The sequence below is a fragment of the Streptomyces boluensis genome, assembly GCF_009908195.1.
In the GTDB taxonomy this organism is placed as follows: domain Bacteria; phylum Actinomycetota; class Actinomycetes; order Streptomycetales; family Streptomycetaceae; genus Streptomyces; species Streptomyces boluensis.
On sequence record NZ_JAAAHS010000012.1, the window covers coordinates 21,984 to 48,450 of the forward strand.

At 71.9% G+C, this 26,467-nt stretch carries 25 protein-coding genes; 13 read left to right on the plus strand and 12 right to left on the minus strand.

What is annotated here, in order from left to right:
- The first annotated feature begins 41 nt into the window (after positions 1–41).
- Together GUY60_RS03225 and GUY60_RS03230 are read left to right on the plus strand one after the other, a co-directional pair.
- The gene (locus tag GUY60_RS03225) at positions 42–1,241 is read left to right on the plus strand and encodes an MFS transporter (RefSeq protein WP_161693503.1); all 1,200 of its coding nucleotides are present in this window, start codon (positions 42–44) and stop codon (positions 1,239–1,241) included.
- 117 nt (positions 1,242–1,358) lie between these two features.
- Positions 1,359–2,099, plus strand: coding sequence for a maleylpyruvate isomerase family mycothiol-dependent enzyme (locus tag GUY60_RS03230; RefSeq protein ID WP_161693505.1), 741 nt, complete (start codon positions 1,359–1,361; stop codon positions 2,097–2,099).
- 127 nt (positions 2,100–2,226) lie between these two features.
- Here GUY60_RS03230 and GUY60_RS03235 read toward each other — a convergent pair whose 3' ends face one another.
- From GUY60_RS03235 to GUY60_RS03245, 3 genes are all read right to left on the minus strand, one after another.
- A complete protein-coding gene (locus tag GUY60_RS03235) occupies positions 2,227–2,892 on the minus strand; it encodes a response regulator transcription factor (RefSeq protein WP_161693507.1) in 666 nt (221 codons plus the stop codon).
- Positions 2,889–4,094: a sensor histidine kinase gene (locus GUY60_RS03240; protein WP_161693509.1), complete on the minus strand. Its 1,206-nt coding sequence runs from the start codon at positions 4,092–4,094 to the stop codon at positions 2,889–2,891. The genes GUY60_RS03235 and GUY60_RS03240 overlap by 4 nt, the downstream gene beginning before the upstream one ends.
- A 92-nt stretch (positions 4,095–4,186) precedes the next feature.
- Entirely contained in the window at positions 4,187–4,966 is a 780-nt protein-coding gene (locus GUY60_RS03245; RefSeq protein ID WP_161693550.1) for a TetR/AcrR family transcriptional regulator, read from the minus strand.
- 227 nt (positions 4,967–5,193) lie between these two features.
- On the opposite strand from GUY60_RS03245, the gene GUY60_RS03250 reads away from it, so the two are divergent.
- Entirely contained in the window at positions 5,194–5,676 is a 483-nt protein-coding gene (locus tag GUY60_RS03250) for a nitroreductase family deazaflavin-dependent oxidoreductase (RefSeq protein ID WP_161693511.1), read from the plus strand.
- A 62-nt stretch (positions 5,677–5,738) separates the two neighbouring features.
- On the opposite strand, the gene GUY60_RS03255 is transcribed toward GUY60_RS03250, so the two are convergent.
- Positions 5,739–6,992, minus strand: a complete 1,254-nt coding sequence (locus GUY60_RS03255; protein ID WP_161693552.1) for a geranylgeranyl reductase family protein — start codon at positions 6,990–6,992, stop codon at positions 5,739–5,741.
- A 299-nt stretch (positions 6,993–7,291) separates the two neighbouring features.
- Between GUY60_RS03255 and GUY60_RS03260 the strand changes: the two genes are divergently transcribed.
- A complete protein-coding gene (locus GUY60_RS03260) occupies positions 7,292–8,647 on the plus strand; it encodes a dipeptidase (protein ID WP_161693513.1) in 1,356 nt (451 codons plus the stop codon).
- Between the two features lie 8 nt (positions 8,648–8,655).
- On the opposite strand, the gene GUY60_RS03265 is transcribed toward GUY60_RS03260, so the two are convergent.
- From GUY60_RS03265 to GUY60_RS03285, 5 genes are all read right to left on the minus strand, one after another.
- A complete protein-coding gene (locus GUY60_RS03265) occupies positions 8,656–9,330 on the minus strand; it encodes an SMI1/KNR4 family protein (RefSeq protein ID WP_161693515.1) in 675 nt (224 codons plus the stop codon).
- Positions 9,331–9,415: 85 nt separating this feature from the next.
- Positions 9,416–10,465, minus strand: coding sequence for an NUDIX hydrolase (locus GUY60_RS03270; RefSeq protein ID WP_161693517.1), 1,050 nt, complete (start codon positions 10,463–10,465; stop codon positions 9,416–9,418).
- Between the two features lie 121 nt (positions 10,466–10,586).
- Complete coding sequence (locus tag GUY60_RS03275; protein WP_161693519.1) at positions 10,587–11,096, minus strand: DinB family protein; 510 nt, start codon at positions 11,094–11,096, stop codon at positions 10,587–10,589.
- Positions 11,097–11,180: 84 nt separating this feature from the next.
- Entirely contained in the window at positions 11,181–12,779 is a 1,599-nt protein-coding gene (locus GUY60_RS03280) for a type 1 periplasmic-binding domain-containing protein (protein WP_161693520.1), read from the minus strand.
- Positions 12,776–14,809: an ATP-binding protein gene (locus GUY60_RS03285; RefSeq protein ID WP_161693522.1), complete on the minus strand. Its 2,034-nt coding sequence runs from the start codon at positions 14,807–14,809 to the stop codon at positions 12,776–12,778. The genes GUY60_RS03280 and GUY60_RS03285 overlap by 4 nt, the downstream gene beginning before the upstream one ends.
- 258 nt (positions 14,810–15,067) lie before the next feature.
- Here GUY60_RS03285 and GUY60_RS03290 point away from each other — a divergent pair, with 258 nt between their 5' ends.
- Positions 15,068–15,628, plus strand: coding sequence for a peptidase inhibitor family I36 protein (locus GUY60_RS03290; protein ID WP_161693524.1), 561 nt, complete (start codon positions 15,068–15,070; stop codon positions 15,626–15,628).
- A gap of 68 nt (positions 15,629–15,696) precedes the next feature.
- Here GUY60_RS03290 and GUY60_RS03295 read toward each other — a convergent pair whose 3' ends face one another.
- Both GUY60_RS03295 and GUY60_RS03300 read right to left on the minus strand, forming a co-directional pair.
- On the minus strand, positions 15,697–17,355 hold the full coding sequence (locus tag GUY60_RS03295; protein ID WP_312866164.1) for a glycine/sarcosine N-methyltransferase: 1,659 nt from the start codon (positions 17,353–17,355) through the stop codon (positions 15,697–15,699).
- Between the two features lie 254 nt (positions 17,356–17,609).
- On the minus strand, positions 17,610–18,047 hold the full coding sequence (locus GUY60_RS03300) for an STAS domain-containing protein (protein WP_161693528.1): 438 nt from the start codon (positions 18,045–18,047) through the stop codon (positions 17,610–17,612).
- A gap of 433 nt (positions 18,048–18,480) precedes the next feature.
- Here GUY60_RS03300 and GUY60_RS03305 point away from each other — a divergent pair, with 433 nt between their 5' ends.
- From GUY60_RS03305 to GUY60_RS03330, 6 genes are all read left to right on the plus strand, one after another.
- Positions 18,481–19,344, plus strand: a complete 864-nt coding sequence (locus GUY60_RS03305) for a pentapeptide repeat-containing protein (protein WP_161693530.1) — start codon at positions 18,481–18,483, stop codon at positions 19,342–19,344.
- 115 nt (positions 19,345–19,459) lie between these two features.
- Complete coding sequence (locus tag GUY60_RS03310) at positions 19,460–20,269, plus strand: ArsR/SmtB family transcription factor (RefSeq protein ID WP_161693554.1); 810 nt, start codon at positions 19,460–19,462, stop codon at positions 20,267–20,269.
- 114 nt (positions 20,270–20,383) lie between these two features.
- Entirely contained in the window at positions 20,384–20,704 is a 321-nt protein-coding gene (locus tag GUY60_RS03315) for a hypothetical protein (protein ID WP_161693532.1), read from the plus strand.
- Between the two features lie 174 nt (positions 20,705–20,878).
- Positions 20,879–21,235 carry a VOC family protein gene (locus tag GUY60_RS03320; protein ID WP_161693534.1) on the plus strand — a complete coding sequence of 119 codons (357 nt, stop codon included), beginning with the start codon at positions 20,879–20,881 and terminating at the stop codon, positions 21,233–21,235.
- A 123-nt stretch (positions 21,236–21,358) separates the two neighbouring features.
- The gene (locus tag GUY60_RS03325) at positions 21,359–23,755 is read left to right on the plus strand and encodes an ATP-binding cassette domain-containing protein (protein WP_161693536.1); all 2,397 of its coding nucleotides are present in this window, start codon (positions 21,359–21,361) and stop codon (positions 23,753–23,755) included.
- A 114-nt stretch (positions 23,756–23,869) separates the two neighbouring features.
- Positions 23,870–24,436 (plus strand): DUF6368 family protein, encoded by a 567-nt coding sequence (locus tag GUY60_RS03330; RefSeq protein ID WP_161693538.1) that lies wholly within the window; start codon positions 23,870–23,872, stop codon positions 24,434–24,436.
- A 17-nt stretch (positions 24,437–24,453) separates the two neighbouring features.
- On the opposite strand, the gene GUY60_RS03335 is transcribed toward GUY60_RS03330, so the two are convergent.
- Positions 24,454–24,846: a nuclear transport factor 2 family protein gene (locus tag GUY60_RS03335; protein WP_312866165.1), complete on the minus strand. Its 393-nt coding sequence runs from the start codon at positions 24,844–24,846 to the stop codon at positions 24,454–24,456.
- Between the two features lie 69 nt (positions 24,847–24,915).
- On the opposite strand from GUY60_RS03335, the gene GUY60_RS03340 reads away from it, so the two are divergent.
- Together GUY60_RS03340 and GUY60_RS03345 are read left to right on the plus strand one after the other, a co-directional pair.
- Complete coding sequence (locus GUY60_RS03340) at positions 24,916–25,503, plus strand: PadR family transcriptional regulator (protein WP_161693542.1); 588 nt, start codon at positions 24,916–24,918, stop codon at positions 25,501–25,503.
- Entirely contained in the window at positions 25,500–26,294 is a 795-nt protein-coding gene (locus tag GUY60_RS03345) for an SGNH/GDSL hydrolase family protein (protein ID WP_161693544.1), read from the plus strand. The genes GUY60_RS03340 and GUY60_RS03345 overlap by 4 nt, the downstream gene beginning before the upstream one ends.
- Positions 26,295–26,467: the final 173 nt, after the last annotated feature.

Here is a 26,467-nt window from a genome sequence, read left to right on the forward strand (position 1 = left end):
GCGCCTTGCCGCCCCCTGCCCGTGCCCCCTACCCTGAGTTTGTGCCGATACTAAACAAACTCAGGACGACGGTGTCCGACGCCCCGCACGCCCCGCACGACTCGACACTCAAGCGCCTCCGCCTCGCGCTCACCGCGTTCTTCGCCCTCGACGGCTTCATCTTCGCCGGGTGGGTCGTGCGGATTCCCGCGATCAAGGAGCAGACCGGCGCCTCCGCCAGCGATCTGGGCCTCGCGCTGCTCGGCGTCTCGGCGGGCGCGGTGGTGACCATGACGCTCACCGGTCGGCTGTGCCGGCGCTACGGCAGCCATGTGGTGACCGTGGCCTGCGGGGTCCTGATGCCGCTGAGCGTGGCGCTGCCGCCGCTGGCCCGGACTCCGCTCACGCTCGGCGCGGTGCTGCTTGTCTTCGGCGCGGCCTACGGCGGCATCAACGTGGCGATGAACAGCGCCGCCGTCGACCTGGTCCGCGCCCTGCGCCGGCCCGTGATGCCCAGCTTCCACGCCGCGTTCAGCCTCGGCGGGATGATCGGCGCCGGGCTCGGCGGGCTCGTCGCCGCGCACCTCTCCCCCACCCGGCACCTCCTCGGCCTGACCGTGCTCGGCCTGCTCATCACCGCGGCCGCGGCGCCCACCCTGCTGCGCCACGAGGCACCCGCGCCGGAACGCCCTAAGGCCGCCCCGGCCGTGCGCCCCGGCGGCCGGACCCGCTGGATCGTCACGGTCTTCGGCCTGATCGCCCTGTGCACGGCGTACGGCGAGGGCGCCCTCGCGGACTGGGGCGCCCTGCACCTCAAGGAGGACCTCGGCGCGCACGCGGGAACGGCGGCGGCCGGGTACTCGGTGTTCGCGCTCGCCATGACCGTCGGCCGTCTCACCGGCACCACGCTCCTCGAACGCCTCGGCCAGACCCGCACGTTGGTCGCGGGCGGCACGACCGCCGCGCTCGGCATGCTGCTCGGCGCCCTCGCGCCGTCGGTGTGGCTCGCCCTGCTCGGCTTCACGGTCACCGGGCTCGGCCTCGCCAACATCTTCCCGGTCGCCATCGAACGCGCCGGCGCCCTGGCCGGCCCCGGCGGAGTGGCCGCCGCGTCCACGCTCGGCTACGGCGGCATGCTGCTCGGCCCGCCCGCGATCGGCTTCATGGCGGACTGGTTCTCGCTGCCGGTGGCCCTGACGAGCGTGGCGGCGCTCGCGGCACTCTCGGCGGCCATCGGGTACGCGGTACGGGGCGCCGAGTAGGGGACGCCCGCGCGCCGGTGCGCACCCCCGGGCGCGGGGCGGCGCGAGGCGTGTGGAGATCGCGTCGGGACCCGGAATCCACCGACTGGCCCGCGCGGGCCGGGGCACAATCCCGCCATGGAGATTGCCGAGTACGTCCAAGTCCTCGACCGCGAAGGCCGGTTGCTCGCGCACGCGGCCGAGGAGTCGGGGCCCGGCGCCACCGTGTCCACCTGCCCCGGCTGGCAGGTGCGTGACCTGCTGCGGCACATCGGCATGACGCACCGCTGGGCCATGGCGTACGTCGCGGAGGGCCACACCGCGTACCGCCCCGCCGAAGACCTCCCCGAGCTCGACGGGGACGAGCTGCTCGACTGGTTCCGCACCGGCCACGCCTCGCTGGTCGACGCGCTCGGGGCGGCGCCCGCCGACCTGAAGTGCTGGACGTTCCTGCCCGCGCCGTCGCCGTTGGCGTTCTGGGCGCGGCGGCAGGCGCACGAGACGACCGTGCACCGGGTGGACGCGGAGTCTGCGCGCCCGGTGACGGGGCACGTGGCGATCTCCCCGCCCTTCGCCGTGGACGGCATCGACGAACTCCTGCGCGGCTTCCACGCCCGCCGGCACAGCCGGGTGCGTACGGAGAAGCCCGCGGTGCTGCGGGTGCGGACCACCGACACCGGCGACGTGTGGACGGTACGTCTGTCACAGGACCCGCCGGTCACCACGCGGGACGCCGAGGGCGAGGCGGACTGCGAGATGAGCGGTCCGGCGGCACGGGTCTACCTGTCGCTGTGGAACCGGCTCCCGGTCCCACGCCTCGACGGCGACCCCGGGCTCGCACGGGTGTGGCGGGAGACGTCGGCGGTGACCTGGCGGTGAGCTCGGTACGGGCTCAACTCGCTTACGTACGGGGCACGGCGGAACCTGTGGCCCGCCGGGCGCGGCCCTGCTTCAATCGCCGTATGGGGAGACGCACTCAGACGGAGCGCCTTCCCGAGGCCGACGATCAGCCCAGCCAGCCCGGCCGGACCAGCCCCGACTCGTAGGCCAGGACGACCAGTTGGGCGCGGTCGCGGGCGCCCAGTTTCACCATCGTGCGGCTCACATGGGTCTTTGCGGTCAGTGGGCTGACGACCAGGCGGCGGGCGATCTCCTCGTTGGACAGGCCGATACCGACGAGCGCCATCACCTCGCGCTCCCGCTCGGTGAGTCCGGTCAGCGCGTCCGCCGCCGCGGGCTCCTTCGAGCGGGCCGCGAACTCGCCGATCAGCCGCCGGGTGACGCCCGGCGAAAGCAGCGCGTCCCCGTGCACCACCGCCCGTACCGCGCGCAGCAGTTCATCGGGCTCGGTGTCCTTGACGAGGAACCCGGAGGCGCCGGAGCGGATCGCCTCGAAGACGTACTCGTCCAGCTCGAACGTGGTCAGCATGACCACCTTCACGTCGGTCAGCTCCGGGTCGCCGGTGACGGCACGCGTCGCGGCCAGGCCGTCGCGTACCGGCATCCGGATGTCCATCAGGACCACATCGGGGCGCAGTTCACGCACCAGGCGCACCGCCTCGTCCCCGTCGGCCGCCTCCCCCGCCACCTCGATGTCCCGCTGAGCGTCGAGCAGAGCCTTGAAACCGGCCCGTACGAGCACCTGGTCGTCGGCGAGCAGTACGCGGATCACGTCGTCTTCTCCTGGGGCCGCTGCGGCAGGACGGCCCGTACCCGGAAGCCGCCGTCGGGGCGTGTGCCCGCCTCGATCGTGCCACCGAGGGCCACCGCACGCTCCCGCATTCCGGCAAGTCCGTTGCCGCTGCCGCCCGCCTCGGCGCGGGTCGCCGGGCCGTCGTCGTCGACGGTCAGCTCCAGCGTCCCGCCGTCGTACCGCACCCGTACGCGCGCGTGGCGTGAACCGGAGTGGCGTACGACGTTGGTGAGCGCCTCCTGCACGATCCGGAACGCCGCCAGGTCCGCGCCGGGCGGCAACGCCACCCGCCGCCCCTCGTGCGTGACGTCCACGGTCAGTCCCGCGGCCGCCGCCTGCTCGACGAGTTCGGGCAGCCGGTCGAGGCCGGGAGCGGGCGCGCGGGGCGCGTCGCCGGGGGCGCGCAAGGTGTCGAGCACCTGCCGCACCTCGCCGAGCGCCTCCTTGCTGGCGGACTTGATGGTGGTCAGCGCCGTACGCGCCTGCTCCGGATCGGTGTCGAGCAGCGCAAGGCCCACGCCCGCCTGGACGTTGATCACAGCGATCGAGTGGGCCAGCACATCGTGCAGTTCACGCGCGATCCGCAACCGCTCCTCGTCGGCCCGCCGCCGCGCCGCCTGCTCCCGCTCGGCACGCTCCCTGGCCCACTGCTCACGCCGGGCGCGCATCAGCTCGGCGAGGGCGAGCACGGCCACCGCCCAGGCGACGACGAGGAGTTCCTGCTCCCAGGGCGCGGCGTCGTCATGCGTGGGTGGCAGCCATACGTAGAGCCAGTGCGAGATCAGCAGATGTCCGGCCCACAGCATGCCGAGCGCACCCCACGCCGCGTGCCGGTGCCCGGCGACGACCGCCGCGAAGCAGGCCACTGCGACGCTCAGGAACACCGGGCCGTACGGATACCCCGCCCCGACATAGACGAGCGTCACCGCCGACGTGCCGAACACCACCGCGACCGGGTGCCGGTACCGGAGCAGCAGCGGCACCGCGGCAAGCACGATCAGCGCCCGCCCGAAGCCGTCCAGCGGAGCCCGCGCCCCTTCCTGACCGTGCGCCGCGAAGCCCGAGCCGATCTGCGTGAACAGCAGCACCAGGAACGTCGACACCCAGGGCAACCGCCCCCGCCCGGCACCTGCCACCCAACGCCGAAATCCGGGCGGCCCATGCCTCCACTGCTCATCCATACCGGCCACGCTAGACCGCCCCACCCCACGGCGACGTCAGCCGGACGCGGTGATCGCGTGTACTCCCCGGGGAGTACGAGGCGTGCCGGCGGCTACCGCTTTCCCTTCGGCTTTCCCTTCGGCTTCCCCTGCGCCGCCGTCTCCATCAGGCCGACGCTCCCTGCCAGTTGGGACACCGCCTGCTCGAAGAACGCCGCCCGGTCCTCGACGATCCGGTTGAACTGCCCGAACACCTCGAACGACACCAGGCCGAACACCTGCGACCACGCCGCCGTGAGGGCCACCATCACCGCGGGTGGCAGATCCGGCGCCAGGTCCGCCGCGAGCCGCTCCGCCTCGTCCCGCAGGCCTTCGTTCATCTTCGGTACGTGGATCCCGGGGCCCTGCGCGGCCTCGCGGACGACCCCGATCAGCAGCAGGCCCACCCGCGCGGCCGGTCCGACCGTGGTGCGCGGCGCGGTGTAGCCGGGGACGGGCGAACCGTAGATCAACGCGTACTCGTGCGGATGCGCAAGGGCCCACTCCCGTACCGCCCCGCACACCGCCGACCAGCGCTCCCGCGGCCCCGCCTGCGCGCGCACCGCCCGAGCGTGCGCGCCCTCGGCCGCCTCTCCGAGCGAGTCGTAGGCGTCGACGATCAGGGCCGTGAGGAGGTCGTCGCGGCTCGGGAAGTAGCGGTAGAGGGCCGAGGAGACCATGCCGAGCTCTCGGGCCACGGCACGCAGGGAGAGTTTGGCGGCGCCCTCGTCGGCGAGCTGTCTGCGGGCCTCGTCCTTGATGGCCACGGTGACCTCGGCCCGCGCCCGCGCCCGCACCCCCAGCGGCTTACCGTCGGCGCCGGTGGCGTCCTTCCTTGTCGTACGGGGGGTCATGCGTGCCACCGCTTCCTTGAGGGGGTGCTGCCGGGCGTGCAGCTCGGGGTGCTGCTCATACGGGCAGTTTGCCAGAGCGGCGCTCACATTAGAGAGCACCGCACCATTTCGAGAGCGCTGCTCTTGCTTTCGCGCGCAGCACCGTGGAACACTGCTCACAAGCGAGAGCACTGCTCACGTTTCACCCGGCGCCTCGTGCCTCGCGCCCCCGGAGAACGGACAGACTCATGACCTCCTCCCCGCAGCCCCAGCAAGGCCAGCCGCACCCCTACTACCTCCGCGCCGGCGCCGTAGCGACGCGGCTCAACGGGTTGGTCGGCCGGCTGGCCCGGCACGGGATCAGCCTCGCGGGTGCGGCCGAGCTCTCCGTGGTCGGACGCAAGAGCGGCAAGATGCTGCGGCTGCCGGTCAACCCGTACCGGCACGCGGGCGAGCAGTACCTCGTCTCCGCACGCGGGCACTCGCAGTGGGTGCGCAATATGCGGGCGGCGGGCGGCGGGGAGTTGCGGGTGGGCCGGAAGGTGCGCCGGTTCACCGCCACCGAGATCGCCGACGACGCGGCGAAGGTGACGGTCCTGCGTGGCTACCTGGAGCGCTGGGGCTGGGAGGTGAACCAGTACTTCAAGGGTGTCACCGCCAAGTCCGACGACGCCGAACTGCTCGCGGCGGCGTCGGACCACCCGGTGTTCCGTATCAATGTCGAGGACTGACAGGGCTGACAGCGGCAACGCAGCCCCCGCGGAACCGGCCGCGGAACCGGCCGCCGCACCGGCTACTCCTCCCGAGCCGCCGCCTTGTCGTCGCCGGAGGCATCAGCGTCGGAGGCAGTCGCGGTGGCCGAACTGCCGCCCGTGGCGCCCGACTTGCCGTCCCGGTCGAACGCCGAAAGCGCGCGGTGCGCCAGCGGATGCGTACGGACGAGTTCGGTGAGCGAAGTCGAGCCGCGGGTGATCCTGGCGAAGGCGTTCCACGCGGGCCGGAAGCCCGTGAGGGCGGCGTGCAGCATGCCGGGGCGGCGCTCGAAGACGTTCAGCATGCGCCGGCCAAGGCTCATCTCGACGCCGAGGCCCGCCCGTACGGCGAACGCGTAGTTGAGGGCCTGGCGGCGGGCGTCCACCGCGTCGTGCGCCTCCGCGACCCGGACCGCCCACTCCCCCGCGAGCCGCCCGGAGCGCAGCGCGTACGAGATGCCTTCGCGGGTCCACGGTTCGAGCAGGCCCGCCGCGTCGCCGCAGACCAGTACGCGGCCGCGGGAGAGCGGCGAGTCGTCGCTGCGGCAGCGTGTCAGATGGCCGGAGGAAATGCTCGGCTCGAAACCGGCGAGGCCGAGGCGGGCGATGAAGTCCTCCAAGTACCGCTTGGTGGCGGCGCCTTCGCCGCGCGCGGAGATCACGCCGACGGTCAGGGTGTCACCCTTGGGGAAGACCCAGCCGTAACTGCCGGGCAGCGGGCCCCAGTCGATGAGGACGCGGCCCTTCCAGTCCTCGGCGACCGTCTCCGGAACCGGGATCTCCGCCTCCAGGCCCAGGTCGACCTGGTCGAGCTTCACGCCGACGTGCGCGCCTATCCGGCTCGCGCTGCCGTCGGCGCCGACGACCGCGTGCGCGAGGAGGATCTCGCCGTCGGAGAGGACGACCGCGGCCGTACGCCGGTCGGGCACCGCGGAGCCGTGCTGCTCCACGCGCGCGACGGTGGCGCCCGTACGCAACTGGGCACCGGCCTTCTGTGCGGCCTCGACGAGCTGCTGGTCGAACTCGGGCCGGTTGATGAGGCCGAAGAGCATCTGCTTCGAGCGGCGCGTACGCGCGTACTTACCGTCGAGGGAGAAGGTCACGGCGTGCACCCGGTCGCGGAACGGCAGCTCGAAGCCGGGCGGCAGGGAGTCGCGGGAGGGGCCGATGATGCCGCCGCCACACGTCTTGTACCGGGGCAGTTCGGCCTTCTCCAGGAGGAGCACACGGCGTCCGGCGACCGCCGCCGCGTACGCCGCGGACGCTCCGGCGGGGCCCGCGCCGACGACGATCACGTCCCATACGTCGCGCTCCGCCTCGGCGGCCCGGTCCTCCTCGGGCGATCGCGCCTCCTCGGGGGTCGTGCTGTCCGGTCCTTCGCCCGGCTGCTCCCGCCGTGCGTCGGCCGGCTTGTCGCTCGAGTTCTCGCTGCTCACGATGGGCTGCTGCTCCGATCCAGCTGTCTTCCGCCGCTGTCCACGGCATCCTACGGCGGGCGCCGATCGACCCCTTCTGTGGGAAGATCGGCACCATATGTTCGAAGTGCGCACACGCACTCACAGGTATCAACGTCGCACCCACCAGGAGCGTGCCCATGCCGTCGCAGCAGATCGCCGAAACCGTCGCTTCCCTCATGCCGCGCGCACAGGCGGAGTTGGCCGAGCTTGTGGCGTTCAAGTCGGTGGCGGACTTCGCACAGTTCCCCAAGAGCGAGAGCGAGGGCGCCGCGAACTGGGTGGCGGACGCACTGCGCGCCGAGGGCTTCGAGGACGTCGCGCTGCTCGACACCCCGGACGGAACGCAGTCGGTGTACGGCTTCCTGCCCGGCCCCGAGAACGCGCCGACGGTGCTGCTGTACGCGCACTACGACGTGCAGCCGCCGTTGGACGAGGCGGCCTGGGCGACGCCGCCGTTCGAGCTGGTCGAGCGGGACGGGCGCTGGTACGGGCGCGGTGCCGCGGACTGCAAGGGCGGCGTGATCATGCACCTGCTCGCGCTGCGCGCCCTGAAGGCGGACGGCGGGGTGCCGGTCAACGTCAAGTTCATCGCGGAGGGCTCGGAGGAGCAGGGCACGGGCGGTCTCGAACGGTACGCGGAGGCTCACCCGGAGCTGCTCGAGGCCGACTCCATCGTGATCGGCGACAGCGGCAACTTCCGGGTGGGGCTGCCGACGGTGACGTCGACGCTGCGCGGCATGACCATGGTGCGCGTCGAGGTGGACACCCTGGCGGGCAACCTGCACTCCGGCCAGTTCGGCGGCGCGGCTCCGGACGCGCTCGCGGCCCTGGTGCGGGTCCTCGACTCGCTGCGCGCCGAGGACGGTTCGACGACCGTCGACGGCCTGGACGGCGGCCAGGTGTGGGACGGACTGCAGTACGCGGAGGACGACTTCCGTAAGGACGCGAAGGTCCTCGAGGGAGTGGAGCTGATCGGCGGCGGCACGGTCGCGGACCGCATCTGGGCGCGCCCCGCGGTCACGGTGCTCGGCATCGACTGCCCGCCCGTGGTGGGCGCGACGCCGTCGGTGCAGGCGGGCGCACGCGCGCTGGTCAGCCTGCGGGTGCCGCCGGGCGCGGACGCCGCCGAGGCGACGAAGCTGCTGCGCGCGCACCTGGAGGCGCGGACGCCGTGGGGTGCGCGGGTGCGTACCGAACAGGTCGGCCAGGGCCAGCCGTTCCGCGCGGACACCAAGAGCCCGGCGTACGCGGCGATGGCCGAGGCGATGCGGAGCGCGTACCCGGGTGAGGAGATGCAGTACGCGGGTCAGGGCGGCTCGATCCCGCTGTGCAACACGCTGAGCGCGCTGTACCCGGAGGCGGAGATCCTGCTCATCGGCCTGAGCGAGCCGCAGGCGCAGATCCACGCGGCGAACGAGAGCGTGTCGCCCGAGGAGCTGGAGCGCCTTTCGGTGACGGAGGCGCTGTTCCTGAAGAAGTACGCGGCGAACTGACCTGCGGCTCAAGGGCGTTCCGTCGGCGGGGTCGTCGCTCGGCGTTCCGCGTACCGCAGCCAGTTCAGGTACCACTGGGCGTAGGTCGTGCGGTCCTCTCGGGTGCGGGCCGCCGGGAGGACGCCCTCGCCGACGGCGCGTACGTCGTCCCACATGGTGCCGCGTTCGTCACCGGTGACGGCGAGCAACGTGTAGTAGCCGCAGCCCTGTTCGCCGACGCAGAGGGTGCCGTCGGTCAGGGTGTCGGAGAGTTCTTCCCAACGCCGGTCCCAGGCCGCGTACTCGCGGTGCAGCCGGGTCTGCTCCTCGGCCGAGTCCCCGTAGTCGGCGGGGCGGGGCTCCAGCGCCTCGTGGGCGGCCAGTTCGTCGGTGTGCCCGGCGCGGAACGGGAGCGCTGCGCGCCGGGCCAGGGGGTCGTCGGGGGTGAGCGGGTAGAGGCCGTAGTCGGGACCCGCGCCGCCCCCGCCCACGTCGAGGAGGAACGTGCGGTACTCGTGCGGCAGCGTGGCCCCGATGCGCCGCTCGGCCCGTGCGACCTCGTCCTCGGTGAGCACGGGACGCAGCTCGAACCGGTGGCCGTGGCTGCCGTGCACAGCGCCGAACACCTCGTGCCAGTACGGTGCTTCGCGCAGGGCGAGCACACGCTCGCGCACCCCTGACCAGATGCCCCGGCCGTCGCTCACCCTGCGATCCCTCTCCCGGCGCCGGGCCCCCTGGTCGGTCCCGGCCTGAACGCCGGTCACGGTACCGGCCCGCGCACACGGAACCTCACCCCACCGGCACCCCGGCCTCCAAATACAGGGGGCAGCCCTGGCGTCTGGCGCGCAGGGCCCAGCGCAGTCGCTCGTAGCGCACTGGGGGCAGGAGACCCGCCGCCTCCTGTTCGGTGACGAAGCGGCAGGCGCGCAGTTCGGGGCCGGGGAGCAGGACGCGTTCGGTGGCGGTGCTGTCGAGGCGGCCGCCGTCGAAGAGGAGCCGCATGCCGCCGTATCCGGGGGGCTGCGGCGCCTCCCAGTCGACGATCAACAGGCGGGGCAGCCGGTCGAGTTGGATGCCGGTCTCCTCCGCGACCTCGCGCACCCCGGCCGCGGCGGGTGCCTCGCCGGACTCGACGACTCCGCCGGGGAACTCCCAGCCCGCCTTGTACGTGGGGTCGACGAGCAGGACGCGGTCGTGTTCGTCGAAGAGGAGCACGCCGGAGGCGAGGGTCTCGGCGGTCGGTTCGGGGGTCTGCACGATGTCGCAGAGCCCGTTGTCCCCGGTGCGGACGACCTCGGCGATGCGCTCGGCGGTCTCGTACGGGGTGAGGGCGCCGGTGTCGACGAGGTGCGCGTCGGCGCTCAGCCAGCCGGCCAGGGCGGTGCGGTACGGCTCGATCCGGGCGTAGGCCCACTGGCTCGTGCGGGCGGACGGATCGCCCTCTTTGCCGGTCCCCTGTGGTGCGGCTCGACCCGCTATTCGCTTGCGCAGGATCGTTTCCGCCGGGGTGAGCGCGACATGGCGTACGGCGATCCGCCGGGAGGCGAGGCCGCCGAAGATCTCGTCCCGGTACTCCTGGCGCAGCAGGGTCATCGGGACCACGAGCACGCCGCCGACCTCGTGCAGCAGAGCGGCCGCGGTGTCCACGACGAGCCGCCGCCAGATCGGCAGGTCCTGGTGGTCGTCGACCTCGTCCAGGTGCTTGTGGGGCAACAGGTGACGCAACCCGCGGCCGATGACCTCGGGGTCGAAGAGCGTGCTGTCCGGGATCAGTTCGACAAGCTCCTGTGCGGCGGCGGTCTTCCCCGCACCGAACGCACCGTTGATCCAGATGATCACGGTTCCCCCTCTTCTCTTGGCCCACTGAGGCTTGCCCGCTCCACCCTGCCGGGAAAACCACGCCTGCGGGCCGGACGACGCGCGGGCCCCAGGACGCACGAGCCGCGGGCACGTGCCGGTTTCAGGCGCCCACGGTTCCGTCGACGCCCTCGCGCAGCAAGTCGGCGTGGCCGTTGTGGCGGCCGTATTCGAGCAGGACGTGCACCATGACCATCCGCAGCGAGACGTCCTGGTCCCAGCGTGGCTGATGGCCCGTCAAGTCGAGGGAGTCGGCGGCGCGTTCGATGCGCCGGGACGTCTCCACCTCGGCCCGCCAGGCGGTGAACGCCTCGGCGCGGGTGGCGTCGCTCGCGTCGTAGGCGGCCTGGAAGTCGATGCGGTCGGACCAGACCATGGGGGCGTCGTGGTCCTCGAACACCCGCCGGAACCAGGCCCGTTCGACCTCGGCGAGATGTCGTACGAGGCCGAGCAGGGAGAGCGTGGAGGGCGGCATCGACCGCTCGCGCAGCTCCTCGTCGCTGAGGCCCTCGCACTTCATGGCGAGGGTGGCGCGGTGGTAGTCGAGAAAAGCCCGTAGCGTCTCGCGTTCGCTGCCGAGGCGGGGCGGGCCGGTGCGCGGGTCGCCGGTCATCGGGTGCTCCTCGTCCATGCCTGGCCGTGCGGGTGGCTGACCGGGACAGTATCCACGGCGCCCGTACGCCGCCGCCTCGGTCCCCTACGGGTAGAGCGCCTTGACGTACGCGAAGCGTCCCTTGTCCGCGCCCGGCCGGTGCAGTCGGACGAGGGCCATGGGGCGGTCGACGGGCTCCCCGGTCTGCTCGTGGAAGGCGATCTCGCCGGTGACTCCGCGTACAACGTTGCCGCCGTTGAGCTGGCCGAGCTCGGCGCGCACATCGGCGGCAACGTCCTTGCTGCCCGGGTAGTTGGAGTACGCGGCACGCGCCGCGCGGCCCACCGCGAGCACCGCGTCATGGCCGAGCATGGCCTGGCCGTCGGCGAGCGCGTCGGGGGTGCCGCCGCGCGCCGCCAGGTAGTCCCGCTCGAACTTCGGGTACGGGCTGTTCGCCCCGGTGCCGTAGACCCTGGCCGCCACCTCGGGGTGGGTGAACGCCGTGTAGAGGACCCGCATGCCGGAGGCGGCCCAGCGTTCGTCGAGGCTCTTGAGTTCCTCGCTGTGGGAGGCGCCGGTCGTGTCGAAGAAGACGCCGACCGCGCTCGAACCCGATACGAGGGTGACCGCGCAGCGCCGGCCGGCCTCGCCCGCGGCCTCGATCAGGCTGCGGATCTCCCGGCCGCGGCCCGCGAAGAACACCGCGTCGGGCCGTTCCTCGCCCTTGCGGCAGATCTTGTCGGCGGCGCCGTGCAGGGCGTTGCCCGCGCCGCCGCCCGCGTCCGACCAGACGGGGATGAAGCCGGGGCGTACGTGCACGCCGCGTTCCTTCGCGGCCTTGCCGAAGGTCTCGCGCAGCGCCTTGTTGTAGCCGTCGTCCTCCTTGCGGTCCCACACCACCTGGACGTCGTAGTCGGCCTTGCGGCCCGCTTTCTTCGCCGCCCGCTCGGCGGCGTCCTGTTCCTGTTTGAGGTAGGCGGCGGCCGCCTGCGCCTGGTCGCTCGCGGGGAACGAGACGCGGAAGAAGCCGGCCCGTGAGGAGACGAACTTGTCGGCGGCGACGGTCGCCCCGACCGTCGGCACCCCGGCGTCGCGCAGCCGCCGTACCGCCGCGAGCGTACGGCTGTTGCTCTGCCCGACGCCCACGACGGCGGCGAGCCGCTCGGTCTTGCGGCGTTCCAGGACGGCGTCGGCCACGTCGTCCGCGTACGCGTCGCCGTTGCCGGTGTTGGCGAGCAGCAGCCGGATCCGGGGCCGGGTGCCGCGCTCCTGGTTGACGGTGCGCTGGGCGAGGTAGGCGCCGGTGACGGCTTCCAGGGTGGCTTCCTTGCCGCGGTCGCCGGAGCCGCCGGACATGGACTCCATGTGCACCACGGTGACGGGTTTTTCGTCCGCCACGCGCTGGTTCTCGCGGTGGATCTTCTCGCTGATCCCGGCGAGGCCGGGGAAGGCGTGGCTGCCGTCGCTGAGGCCGACGCACTGGCCGTCGTCGGTCTCCGCGATGCCCTCGGCGCACTCGGGCGGGGTGAGCAGTTCGTACGCCACGTATCCGGCGACGAGGACGAGTACGAGGGCGACGACCGCGGCGCGCAGTCCGCGCCGCTTCGGTGCGTGCGGCGGATCGATCAGGGGTTGCGGCACCGGGTCCGACTGCCGTTGCCCCACCGGCAGTTGCTGCCCGCGCTCGTCCGCGTTGCTGTTCACCACGGCTCCTTGTTGTACTGCTGGGCCTTCTGCAGCAGGGTCGCCACCCAGACGACGTCGCCGGTGTGCGCGGCGGCCAGGGTGTTGAAGCGGGCGTTGATCTCCGGGTACAGCTCGGCGTACGGGTCGGCCAGCGGGTCCCCGTAGGGGTCGCCTACCAGGTCGGTGGCCGGGTCCTCGGGTGGCTCGGGGCTGATCCAACTGGCCGCGAGCAGCCGGGTGATGGTGCGCAGGCGCGGGCCGACCGAGTCGTCGTTCAGGTGCCGTACGAGCGCTTCGTACCGTCGCCAGGGCCGGCGTTCGCCCTCCTCGGCCGGGGGCAGCGGGGCGCGGCGCAGCCGGCACAGCTCGGCGCACCAGTCGTGTACGTCGCCGGTCTGGAACTTGTCGTCCAAGTAGGCGGCGGCGAAGGGGAGTTCACCGAGAGCGAGGGCGTGGTAGGCCTCCGCCGCCTGGTCGCCCCGTTCGCGCGCGGCGGCGCGGCGGCGGGCGTGTTCGTCCCCGGGTGTGTCGAGGTCGCCGAGCAGGAGGCGCCGCAGGACGGGGTGCGGGACGCCGGGGCCGCCGTCGCGGTCCTCGTTGCCGGTGTCGATGTGCAGGGTGCGCAGCGGGTCGGAGCAGAACGCGAAAAGTCCGGCGGGCGGTCCGGCGACGCCGTCGGGGGTGCCGCCGCCGACGAGTGACTCGGCGAGGTCGGGGGCGACGGCGGCCTGTTCGAGGATGCGGCGCAGCTCGTGCGGGACGCCGAGCGGCAGCAGCCGTTCCAGCAACTCGGCGCTGTGCGGGCCGGGTTCGAGGACGGCACGCAGCCGTTCGTCCCAGGGTGCGGTGGCGCCGCAGTCGAGCATCCGGGCGAGGACGTGGGTGGTGGCCGCCGGGTGACCGTGGGTGAGGGCGTGCACGATCCAGCCGAGCCAGCTCACACCGACGACCCTTGGCACCGGTGGGCCGGTGCGGGAGAGCACGGCGTCGAACACTTCCTGGGCCTGTTCGCGTACTTCGGCGAGGGTGAGGTCGCGGAGCCTGCCGAGCAGCCGGCCGTCGTCCAGCGGCTGCGGCTCGAACGGGCGGCCCGGCTGCCAGCGGCCGAGCGCGGTGGGGCCTGGCTGGGGTGCGGCGTCGGGGTAGCTGCCGGTGGTGGCGAACACGACGAGCGGGTCGCCGGGGTGCGGGGTGCGGGCGGCGTCGAGGAGTTCGAGGAAGCGGCGGCCGAGCGGGTTGTCGACGTTGTCGAGGAGGACGAGGCAGCGTGCCGCCCAGGCCTTGCCGTCGTAGGCGCGTACGAGGTCGGTGAGGAAGGTGTCGAAGATCTCCCGCTCCGCGCGGGGCTGGCCGCCGCGCTCGGCGACGTGGTAGTCGCTGCTGACGGCGACGAGTTTGTCGAGGGCCGAGACGGTGGACGTGATCCGTTCGCGGCTGCCGAGCGCGGCCCGCAACCGGCCCCAGGCCCTGGTCCGTTCGGCCAGGGGTATGAGCTGGAGCACTGCGGTGGCGAGCGGCGGCAGGCCGACCAGGGGGCCGGTGATGTGACCGATCTCGATGGCAGTGGCGAGGCGGCGGCCGAGCGGGATGGCGAGCGCGTCGGCCATGGCGCGCCGGGCGTCCTCGCGGCCCAGGTGGCCGACGGGCACGGTGAGCGCCTTGCGGGTGAGTTCGTAACCGCGCAGGGCGAGGTGCGGCGGGCTCTCCCTGCGGGCCTGCAGGGTGAACGCCACTTCGTGCAGCACGTCCACGGGCTGCTTGTCGCCGTGGGCGAACCGCGCCAGGTCGAGGTGGACCATGGGCAGCAGTGCGGCGCTGGCCGCGAGCGCGTCGAGCAGGGTGGTCTTGCCGCTGCCGCGCGGGCCGAGGACCAGCGTGAAGGGCTGCGCTACGGCGTCGTCCGCGTGACCGGTGTGACCCATCCGGCCCGCGCGGCCCGTGCGGTGCGCGCGTGCGGCGGCCTCGTGCCGTCGGGGCAGGACGGCGCCCTTCAGGTACGTCAGCACGGCCTGGTCCCGTATCGACCGGCCCGCCCATTGCTTGGGCATGCTCCTCCGCCCTCCCGCGCGGGGTCGCCACGGCACTGTGGCGACTTCGCAGGGGATCAATATCGCCGGGCACCCCGAGGCCTGCAAGCGACTTCCTGAATTACCGTCAACTTATGGCCTACGAGGGCCACTTGGCCCGCTCGCACCTGGTTCCCGGGAGGACAGGGCACGCACGGCCCGACGGGTGCGCGGAAGGGAAGTTTCGGCCACGCCCGAAAGCTCTCGGCGGTTCGGCCGGCCCGTCCCTAGCGTGAGCCCATGAACAGGACAACGAACGGCTTGCTGGCCCTGGTGTCCGGTCTGGCTCTCGCCGTGACCGGAACCACCGGCGCCCTCGCCGCCTCGGGGGACACTTCCGGCGCCGCCTCGGCGCTCACCGCACAAGCGCGGGAGGCCGGCCTCACCGCGCGGCAGGCCGCACAGCTCCAGGACCGCATCGACGCCCGCCTCGCGACCATGAAGACGCCCGCCGAGCAGGTGCGGTTCGATGAGATCCGTGCCGCCGACGGCACCCGCGTCACCTTCGGCGCCCGTGCGGCGGGCAGCTGCACGAGCGGTCGGCTCTGCCTGTGGGCGGGCGACAACTACGACCACGAGAAGCTCACGTTCTACAAGTGCGCGTTCCGCGACCTCAGTGACTACGGCTTCAACGACCGGCTGACCTCGCTGAAGAACTACCAGTCGAAGGGCACCTGGGCGAAGTTCTACAACTGGGAGGGCCACTGGTCCCTCAAGTTCGGCAGCACCGCACCCCACAAGATCCCGGACCTGCAGGGCACGGAGTACAACAACGTGATCGACGGCGTACGGGTCTGCTAGGGCATACGCACGCGACGGCGCCCACCGCCTTGCGTGCGGTGGGCGCCGTCAGGGGTGGGTGCGGAGGGTCAGCCGCGGGTGAAGTGGAAGATGCCCCACGTGAGATGGCCACGCCGGCCGCCGTCGACCCAGTGGCCGAGACCCTTCTTCATCTGCGTGAGGTAGTCGTGGCTGACCTCACGCGCGAGGCCTTCGTTCTGCTGGCGCTCGGTCTCGGCGCGCACGCGCGCGTAGTGCGTGGCGAGTTGTTCGCGGTGCTCCTCGAAGCCGTCCACGTCGGCGGGATCGGCCGGGACGAAGCCGAGCCGGCTCAGCTCCTGGCGGTAGAAGCCGGGCGAGCCCATGTCGTCGAGGTGGATGCGGTCCAGGATCGGCTGGAGCACACCGTCCGGGCAATCGTCGGTCGCCATCGGGTCGGTGAAGATCACATGGCCGCCGGGCTTGAGCACCCGGGCGATCTCCTGGAGCACCTTGACGCGGTTGCCGCTGTGCAGGAAGGCATCCTGCGACCAGACGACATCGACCTCGGCGTCGCCGTACGGGATGTCCTCGAAGGAGCCGTCCACGACGTCGATCCGGCCGGTGAGCCCGCGCGCCGCGTTCAGTTCGCGGTGCCGCTGGTTCTCCACCTCGCTGAGGTTCAGGGCGAGCACCCGGCAGCCGTGCCGCTCCGCGAGCAGCCGCGCCGAACCGCCGTATCCGGAACCGAGGTCGAGGACCACGGAGCCCTCGGCGAGCGGGAGTTTGCCCGCCATCCGCTCGACCGTGCGGCGGCTCGCGTCGGCGATGGGCTCGCCGGGCTGCTCGTACAGGCCGATGTGGATGTCCTCGCCGCCCCACACCTTGGCGTAGAAGGTGTCGGCGTCGGGTGAGTTGTAGTAGCTGCGGGCGGTGCTGACGGCGCCGGTGTAGCGCGCGTCCCCGGAGTCGTCGGCGCGGTACTCCTTCTCCGCTACGTGGACGAAGAAGTCGGGCTGTTCACCTCGGTACGTGTGCTGGAAGTCGCCGTAGGTCTCCACCCGTTGGAAGCCCACGTCGGTCATGAGCTTGCGGGTGTAGTCCTTGCGCAGCGGGAACATGTTGAGGTGGTACACGGACTCGTCCGGGAACTGGTACCGCATGCGGCACAGCCCCTCGTCGACGTACTCCGGCTCCACCGCGACGTCCTCGCCGCAGTAGTAGTACTTGTGCTGGCTGGTGTAGCCGTCGTCGAGGATCGCGTCGTAGTTGCGCTGGTCGAGGACGAGGACGCCGTCGTGCTTGAGCATCGCGTAGAACTCGGCGAGTGCCTTGCGCCGGTCGCGCTCGGCGAAGAGGTGCGTGAAGGAGTTGCCGAGGCACACGATCGCGTCGTACTCGCCGTGCACATCGCGGTTGAGCCAGCGCCAGTCGGCCTGCACCACGCGCATGATGTGGCCGCCGTTCTTCATGCCGTTGGCGAAGGCCATGGAGAGCATCTCCGCGCTGCCGTCGGCACTGACGGTCTCGAAGCCCGCGGCGAGCAACTGCACCGAGTGGAAACCGGTGCCGGTCGCCACGTCGAGGACGCTTTTCACGCCTCGTTTACGCAGCAGGTCGATGAAGAAGTTGCCTTCACTCTCCTCTCGTTTCTGCCAGTCGATGAGCGAGTCCCACTTCTCGACGAAGCTGGGAACGTACTCCTCCGTGTAGTGGCCGGTTTGCCTGACTGCGACAGGGTTGTCGCCGAACTCCTGAGCCGGTCGCACGATGTGGGAGAACCCTTCGATCGTCTTGTGCCGGACGTGCTGGACGGGTCGTGTTCGTCGACGCCTGGGCGTGCGGGCCCGGGGGCGTTGAGGTAGAGCCCTATCCAGAGGCGGCGGGTTCATCCCTTCAAGTGCCGTATACATCACGGCAGTTGGCGCGTGGATACGGTTGATGCGCGGCGTGTCGGCCAACTTGGGGCGGCACCGGACGGGCGCGTTCCACGGTGGCCTGAGCGGTGCGGCGGCGGGCCGGGTCAGCTTTCGCCGACGGGTGCGCGGGTGCCCTGCGGACCGGTGCCGTGCCTGGTCGGCGGCCAGTCGGGGCGGTGCTCGGCGGGCAGTTCGGTGAGGGCCTGGGCGACGGTGCCGCGGGCGGGTAACAGCTCCGTGCTGCCGGTCTGGGCGAGCAGTTCGGCGAGGCGTCGGCCGACTCCGGCCAGAATCAGTTTTCCGTCGCGCCGGTCGAGTAACCACCGGATGGCGAGCAGGCAGTTGAGCCCGCGCGAGTCGCAGAACGCGAGGGCCGTGACGTCGAGGACGAGATGCCGGTGCCCGGCCGCGACGCTCGCGCCGAGCGCGCTGAGGAACAACTGCTCCACGGTGTGGTCGAGTTCGCCGCTGACGCGCAGCACCGCGGACTGTTCGCAACCGGACAGTTCCGTGATGGTCAGGCGGTGGGCCTGCGTGGACATCGCTCCTCCGTCCGACCGACGGGCACCCCCGCCCGTCCGATACACCCGAACCGCCTTCACCTAGGTGAACGGTGCTCGTGTGCCCCCTGGGGTTCACGGTGCGCCCCCACGCCCCGCGAATGCGCCTAGTGCGCCGTCGTACTCCCCCGCACGGCCAACTTACGTCCTACTCGGGCGGGTTGGGGCGAGATCGCGTCAATCTCGGGCGAAACCCGCACGCTCCGTCCGTACGCGGGGCGCACGCCCCCTCCCGTACCGCCGTCGACGTACGCCCGACGCCGTACCCACGACGACGCCCCCCGACCGCGACCACGGGCGTCGACCACGGCTGAGCAGCACCCGCCCCTGCGCGGGCGACGCGCTCCGTCGGGGACAATGGGCGCCCCGGACGCACCCCGCGCACCGGTTCCCCCGCTCCTGGAGACCCGCCGCCGTGCCCCAGCAGTCCGCCGCCGACCGAGACCGCCGTGCCGCCGAGGAAGCCGGGGCCGCCCGGCGCGACCTCAAGGCGGACTGTTCCCAATGCTTCGGGCTCTGCTGCGTGGCGCTCCCCTTCGCCGCGTCCGCCGACTTCGCCGCCGACAAGCGCGCGGGCACCCCGTGCGGCAACCTGCGCGCCGACTTCGGCTGCGGCATCCACGCCCGGCTGCGGGACAGCGGCTACTCGGGCTGCACCGTGTACGACTGCTTCGGCGCCGGACAGCAGGTCTCCCAGGTGACCTTCGGCGGCCGCGACTGGCGCGCCGAACCGGCCGGCGCACAGCAGATGTTCGCCACCTTCCCGGTGATGCGACACCTGCACGAACTGCTCTGGTACGTGGGCGAGGCGCTGGCGCTGCCCACGTCACGGCCGGTCCACGCGGAGCTGCGGCGCGCCCAGGCCGGCATCCGGGAGACCACCCGCGCGGACGCGGAGACGGTCGCCGCCGTGGATGTGCCCGCACTGCGCGGCGAGGTCAACGTCCTGCTGCAGCGCGCCGGTGAACTCGCACGGGCCACCGTGCCGGGCCGGAAGAAGAACCACCGCGGCGCCGACCTGATCGGCGCCCGGTTCCGCCGCGCCGACCTGCGCGGCGCCAACCTCCGCGGCGCCCTCCTGATCGCCGCCGACCTCTCCGGGGCCGACCTGCGTACGGCCGACCTGATCGGCGCGGACCTGCGCGACGCCGACCTCTCCGGGGCGGACCTGCGCGGCGCGATCTTCCTGACCCAGGCCCAGGTCAACGCGGCCCACGGCGACGCGACGACCCAGCTGCCGGACACGGTCACCCACCCGGGGCACTGGTCAGCGGCCTGACCTTCGGCCTGACTGCCCCCCTCTCTCACCACCCGCACACCACCCGCGCCCCCGTGCGCACCCACCGTCGGCTTGAAGGGCAACCAAATGGTTGCCTATAGTGGAGGACGTGACCATGGACGAGGTGTTCCGCGCACTCGCCGACCCGAGCCGCCGGGCCCTGCTCGACCGGCTCAACGACCGCAACGGCCTGAGCCTGCGGGAGCTCGGCGAAGGACTCGACATGAGCCGCCAGGCGGTCAGCAAACACCTGACCGCACTGGAGTCGGCCGGCCTGATATCGACCGTCCGCAGCGGCCGCGAAAAGCTGCACTACCTCAACCCGGTCCCGATCCAGGAGATCGCCGACCGCTGGATCGCTTCGTACGAACGGGGCCGCCTCGCGACCCTCTCCCGCCTCAAGCGGAATCTGGAAGGAAGCACCATGAGCAAGCCCGAGTTCGTCTATGTCACCTACATCCAGACCACCCCGGAGAAGCTCTACGAGGCGCTCACCGACTGGGAGTTCATCAAGGAGTACATGGACGGCTGGGGCCCGCGGTCCACCTGGGAGGTCGGCTCGACGGTCAAGTGGAAGATGGGCCCGGAGGGCGAGGCGGAGGAGCTCGGCCAGCGCGTCCTCGAAGCGGTTCCGGGGCGGCGCCTGTCGTACACGTGGCACACCCTGCAGCCCATGCACCGCGAGATGATCGGCATCACCTCCGACGAGGAGTGGGAGCGGGCCGTCAAGGAGCGCTCGCGTGTCACCTTCGACATCGAGCCCGCCGAGGAAGCCTCCGCGGGGGTCAAACTGACCATCACGCACGACGAGTTCGACAGCCCGGACAGCAAGATGCTGGAGAGCGTCAGCGGCGGCTGGATCATGATCCTCGCCGCGCTCAAGACCCTCCTCGAAGGCGGCAGGCGCCTCGCCGACCAGCACTGACACCAGTTCCGGGGCCACTCCCCCGCTGAACCCGTCGCCGCCGTACCGCCCGTCCGGCCGTGACCAGGCGGCGGGCGCGAGGCCACCGGGGGACGCTGAGCGCACTGCCCAGACATGCCGTCGTTCTTCGTCACCGCCCTGCAGACCACGCTGATCATGGCCATCACCATGGCGCTGATCCACTCCGGGGTGCCGAGCGGGCCGGAGGGGGCGAGCGTCGTCGCGGCGAACGTGATCCTGATGCTGCCGATCCTCACCGTGGTGTCGCTGACCGAGGACGCCGTCGGCGCTGTGCTCGGCACGTTGGTCGGCAGCGCGGCCGTACGGCACTGGAACCGGGCCGCCCGCACACCGTCCACGCCTCCGCCGACGCCATCGACGCCGGGCCCGCACGACCCACTCACCGCGGAGACCGCGATCCCACCGGCACCGTGAGCGAGCCACGCCGCGAGCGACCGCCCCGTGAGCGAACCGCCCCGCGAGCAAGCCGCAACGACCCGCACCGAACCGGTCAGGATTCGAGAAGCGCGCCTCCCCCGCCGTGCCTAGCCTGGCTGGCATGGAGCTCGGCCGCCGCGGCCGACGCCGCCCACCACCTCAGGAGCGATCATGACCGGCACCCCCACCCAGGGCATCAAGACCGTGCTGCACCCCGTGTCCGACCTGGCCAAGGCCAAGGCGGTGTACGAGGCGCTGCTCGGCGTCGCACCGCAGGCGGACGAGTCGTACTACGTCGGGTTCGACGCCGCGGGCCAGCACATCGGACTCGTACCGGGCGGAGCGAAGCAGGGTATGACCGCGCCGGTCTCGTACTGGCACGTCCCGGACATCGAGGCGAAGCTCGCCGAGCTGACCGCCGCCGGGGCCACCCTGCAGGAGCCCGCGCACGAGGTCGGGCCCGGTCGGCGGGTGGCCACCGTTGTCGACCCCGACGGCAATGTCCTCGGACTGCTCCAGGACAGCTGAGCCCCGCCCGAGCCCACGCAAACGGCAAGAGGGCGCTGCCGCAAGCTGCTTGGATTCACCGCAGGCGATGCCGACGGGGGGCCGCAGGGTCGGCGCCGTACGGCAGATCGAGAGGGAGACACGATGAGCAGGGCCACGAAGAAGGACACGCAGTCGCCTGCGCCGCACGTTGCCGACAGCCACGATCTGATCCGTGTGCACGGTGCGCGGGAGAACAACCTCAAGGACGTGAGCATCGAGATCCCGAAGCGCCGGCTCACGGTGTTCACCGGGGTCTCGGGCTCGGGCAAGAGCTCGCTGGTGTTCGACACCGTCGCCGCCGAGTCGCAGCGGCTGATCAACGAGACGTACAGCGCGTTCCTGCAGGGCTTCATGCCCACCCTGGCGCGGCCCGAGGTGGACGTTCTCGACGGCCTGACCACGGCGATCATCGTCGACCAGCAGCGCATGGGCAGCGACCCGCGCTCCACCGTCGGCACCGCCACGGACGCCAACGCGATGCTGCGTATCCTCTTCAGCCGCCTCGGCGAGCCGCACATCGGCCCGCCCGGCGCGTACTCCTTCAACACCGCCTCGGTGTCGGCGAGCGGCGGGTTCCGGGTCGACCGGGGCGCGGACAGGACGAAGACCGAGAAGGTCACGTTCCACCGCACCGGCGGCATGTGCACGCGCTGCGAGGGCCGCGGCTCGGTCTCCGACATCGACCTCGCGCAGCTCTACGACGACACCAAGTCGATCTCCGAGGGCGCGTTCACCATCCCCGGCTGGAAGTCCGACAACGTCTGGACGGTGGGGATCTACGCCGAGTCCGGCTTCCTCGACCCGGACAAGCCGATCCGTAAGTTCACGAAGAAGGAGATGCAGGACTTCCTCTACCGCGAGCCGACCAAGGTGAAGGTCAACGGCGTCAACCTCACCTACGAAGGCCTGATCCCCAAGATCCAGAAGTCGTTCCTGTCCAAGGACAAGGAGTCGATGCAGCCGCACATCCGGGCGTTCGTGGAGCGCGCGGTCACCTTCGCGACCTGTCCCGAGTGCGACGGCACCCGGCTCAGCGAGGGCGCCCGGTCCTCGAAGATCAAGAAGGTCAGCATCGCCGACGCCTGCTCCATGGAGATCAGGGACCTGGCCGAGTGGGTCCGCGGGCTCGCCGACGACTCGGTGGCGCCGCTGCTCACCGCGCTGCAGCAGACCCTCGACTCGTTCGTGGAGATCGGCCTCGGCTATCTCTCCCTGAACCGCGCCTCGGGCACCCTCTCGGGCGGTGAGGCGCAGCGCGTCAAGATGATCCGCCACCTCGGCTCCTCGCTCACCGATGTCACGTACGTCTTCGACGAGCCGACCACGGGCCTGCACCCGCACGACATCAGCCGCATGAACGACCTGCTCCTGCGGCTGCGGGACAAGGGCAACACGGTGCTCGTCGTCGAGCACAAGCCGCAGACCATCGCCATCGCCGACCATGTCGTCGACCTCGGCCCCGGTGCCGGTACCGACGGCGGCAGCGTCTGCTTCGAGGGCACCGTCGAAGGGCTGCGGGCCAGCGACACCGTCACCGGGCGCCATCTCGACGACCGGGCCGCGGTACGGGACACGGTGCGCAAGGCCGGCGGCGCCCTTGAGATCCGGGGCGCGCGGACGCACAACCTCCAGGGCGTCGACGTGGACATCCCGCTCGGCGTGCTGACCGTCATCACGGGAGTCGCCGGTTCCGGCAAGAGCTCCCTGGTCCACGGGTCGATGCCGGCCGGGGCCGAGACCGTCTCGGTCGACCAGACCCCGATCCGCGGTTCGCGGCGCAGCAACCCGGCGACGTACACCGGGCTGCTCGACCCGATCCGCAAGGCCTTCGCGAAGGTCAACGGCGTGAAGCCGGCCCTGTTCAGCGCCAACTCGGAGGGCGCCTGCCCCACTTGCAACGGCGCCGGGGTCATCTACACCGACCTGGGGATGATGGCGGGCGTCGCCACCACCTGCGAGGAGTGCGAGGGGCGACGGTTCGACGCGTCGGTCCTCGAATACCACCTGGGCGGGCGCGACATCAGCGAGGTGCTCGCGATGTCGGTGGCCGAGGCGGAGGAGTTCCTCGGCACCGGAGAAGCGCGCGTCCCGGCCGCGCACAAGATCCTGCAGCGGCTCTCCGACGTCGGGCTCGGCTACCTCAAGCTCGGCCAGCCGCTGACCACGCTCTCCGGCGGTGAAAGGCAGCGCCTGAAGCTGGCCGTGCACATGGCGGAGAAGGGCGGCGTGTACGTCCTGGACGAGCCGACCACCGGCCTCCACCTGGCCGATGTGGAGCAACTCCTCGCGCTGCTCGACCGGTTGGTGGACTCCGGCAAGACGGTGATCGTGGTCGAGCACCACCCGGCGGTGATGGCCCACGCGGACTGGATCATCGACCTCGGCCCCGGCGCGGGCCACGACGGCGGCAAGATCGTGTACGAGGGCACCCCGGCCGACCTGGTCGCGTCCCGCTCGACGCTGACGGGTGAGCATCTCGCGGAGTATGTGGGGGGTTGAGTTTCCCGTACGGGGGCGGGGCGTGCGGCTCGGGGCGTGAGGCTCGGGGCGTACCGAGGGGCGGAACTCCCTTGCCCCGTCCCCGCGTTGGCGACGACCGCCTAGGCTCCACCCATGACCGGACCGGTGCTGGTGATCGAGTTGGCCGAGGCGCCCTCCGACGCGACGCTGCTCCGGCTCCGCGACGTACTGAAGGAGGCCTCGTCGTCGTTCGGGGAGCTCCGGCGCGGCGAGTACGACCTGTCCGTACGGCCGGAGCGCCTCGGCATCCCGGACGACGCCGACGCCCAGGGCACCGAGAACTCCCGGCACCGGCCCGTCCGCGTATCCGTGATGGGGCCCGGCATCGGCGACGGGACCGTGTTCGCGGCGGAGCACGCCTACGACAGCGACGAGCCCGATCCAGAACCCCTCATCGGTTTCACACCGACCCACGCCGTCGATGTCATCGCGTTCTGCGGAGCCCCGGTCGACCACGTGGTCACCGCGCTCCTGACCGCGGCCGTCATGGACGTGACCGGCGGCATCGCCAACGCCGAACTGCGGGCGGACCAAGCGGAGTTGGTAGAGGGGCTTCCGGGGCTCGTCGCCACGACGACCACTCCCCGGCCCGCCGCCTACGGCTCAGCCGCGTTCCTCAGGGCGTGGGCGAGCAGGCCCGGCTTCCGCCTGCTCAACTGACCACCCCAGCAACGCGATCACACCTCCACCTCCCGGCTGATCCGCTCGAACTGCTCCCCCATCGCCACCGCCAACGCCTGCGCGGCGGACATCGGGCGGACCATGACCATCAGGTCGTCGACGCGGCCCTGCTCGTCCAGGTGCAGGAAATCGCAGCCGGTGATCTCACGGTCGCCCACCCGCGCGGTGAACACCAGGGCGTGGTCGCGCTCGTCGGGGCCGCCGATCTCACGTACGTAGCGGAAGTCCTCGAAGACGCGCGAGACGCCGCGCAGGATCGCCGCCGTGAGGGCCTTGCCGTGGTACGGCCGGAAGGCGACCGGGCTGGTGAAGACGACGTCCTCGGCGAGCAGCGCCTCGATCGCCTCGTGGTCGTCCGCCTCCACGGCCGTACGGAACGGATGCGTCACCGGGCACTCCTTAGTCAACTTGGTGAATAGGTGCGGGCGACAGTAATCGCATCCTTGTATGGTGTCCATATGTCTCTGAAGTACGCGGTCCTGGCCGCCCTCCTGGAGGGCGAGGCCTCCGGCTACGACCTGGCGAAGATCTTCGACGTGTCGGTGTCCAACTTCTGGGCGGCCACCCCCCAGCAGCTCTACCGCGAGCTGGAGCGCCTGACGGACGACGGCCTCGTCCAGGCCCGCCTCGTCGCGCAGGAACGGCGCCCGAACAAGCGGATGTTCACGCTCTCCCCGACCGGCCGTCAGGACCTGGCCGAGTTCACCGCCCGGCAGCCGAAGCCCACCGCCGCCCGCGACGAACTCATGGTCAAGGTCCAGGCGTTGGACGCGGGCGACCCCACCGCCGTACGCGCCCACATCGAGGAACGCATCCAGTGGGCGCACGGAAAACTCGCCCGGTACGAACGGGTCCGCGCGCATCTGCTCGGCGACCTCGACGAGGACACGTTCCTGCGCGAGGGCGAGCGCGTCGGCCCGTATCTGACACTGCTGCGCGGCATCTCCTTCGAGGAGGAGAACCTGCGCTGGGGCGAGCGGGCCCTGCGCATCCTCGACGGCCGCACCGCCACCACCGACCGCGAGCGGCACGGGGGCACCGCATGACCGAGACCCGTTTCCTCCGCTACGTCGCCCTGGGCGACAGCCAGACCGAGGGCATCGGCGACGGCGACGACCGCACCGGACTTCGCGGCTGGGCCGACCGTCTCGCGGAGCGCCTCGCGCGGGCGGAACCCGAGGTGCGGTACGCCAACCTGGCCGTACGCGGCCGCCTCGCCGGGCAGGTACGGGCCCAGCAGTTGGCGCCCGCGCTCGCCCTGCGCCCCGACCTCACCACGGTCGTCGCGGGGGTCAACGACCTGCTGCGGCCGGGCTTCGACGCGGACGAGGTGGCCGCCCAACTGGAGGCGATGTTCGCCGAGTTGACCGCGTCCGGGGCCCGCGTGGCCACCCTGACCTTCCCCGACGTCGCCCGGATCACGCCGCTCGCGCGCCCGCTCGCCCCGCGCGTGGCAGCCCTCAACGACCGCATCCGGGACGCGGCGCAGCGCCACGGCGTCGTGGTCGCCGAGACCTCCCACCACGACGTGGTCACCGACCCGCGCCTGTGGAGCCCCGACCGTCTGCACGCCAGCGCGCTCGGCCACGACCGGATCGCCGCGGCCGTCGCGCACGCCCTGGGCCTGCCGGGCAGCGACGACGCCTGGACGCATCCGCTGCCGCCACCGGACGTCCCACGCCCGGCCGGCTTGCGGGCCGCCGCCACCGAGGCACGCTGGGCGGCCGGGTTCCTCGGCCCCTGGATCGGCCGACGCCTCCTCGGCCGCTCCTCGGGCGACGGCCACGAGGCGAAGCGCCCGCTGCTGACGGCGGTAGGGAGCGCGAGCGTCCCGTAGGCCTTCGGTGCCGGGGCGGCCCTCCCGCTTCAACCAGCTTCAGGGGTACGGCAGTTGGGGGACCCGGCCGACCACTCCGGACCCACTCGCACGTACGCGAACCGGGAGCTGCGAGCCGAGAGCCGGGAAGTGGGGAACCCCTCCCAGCCGTACGACAGCTCAGCCCCCGACCC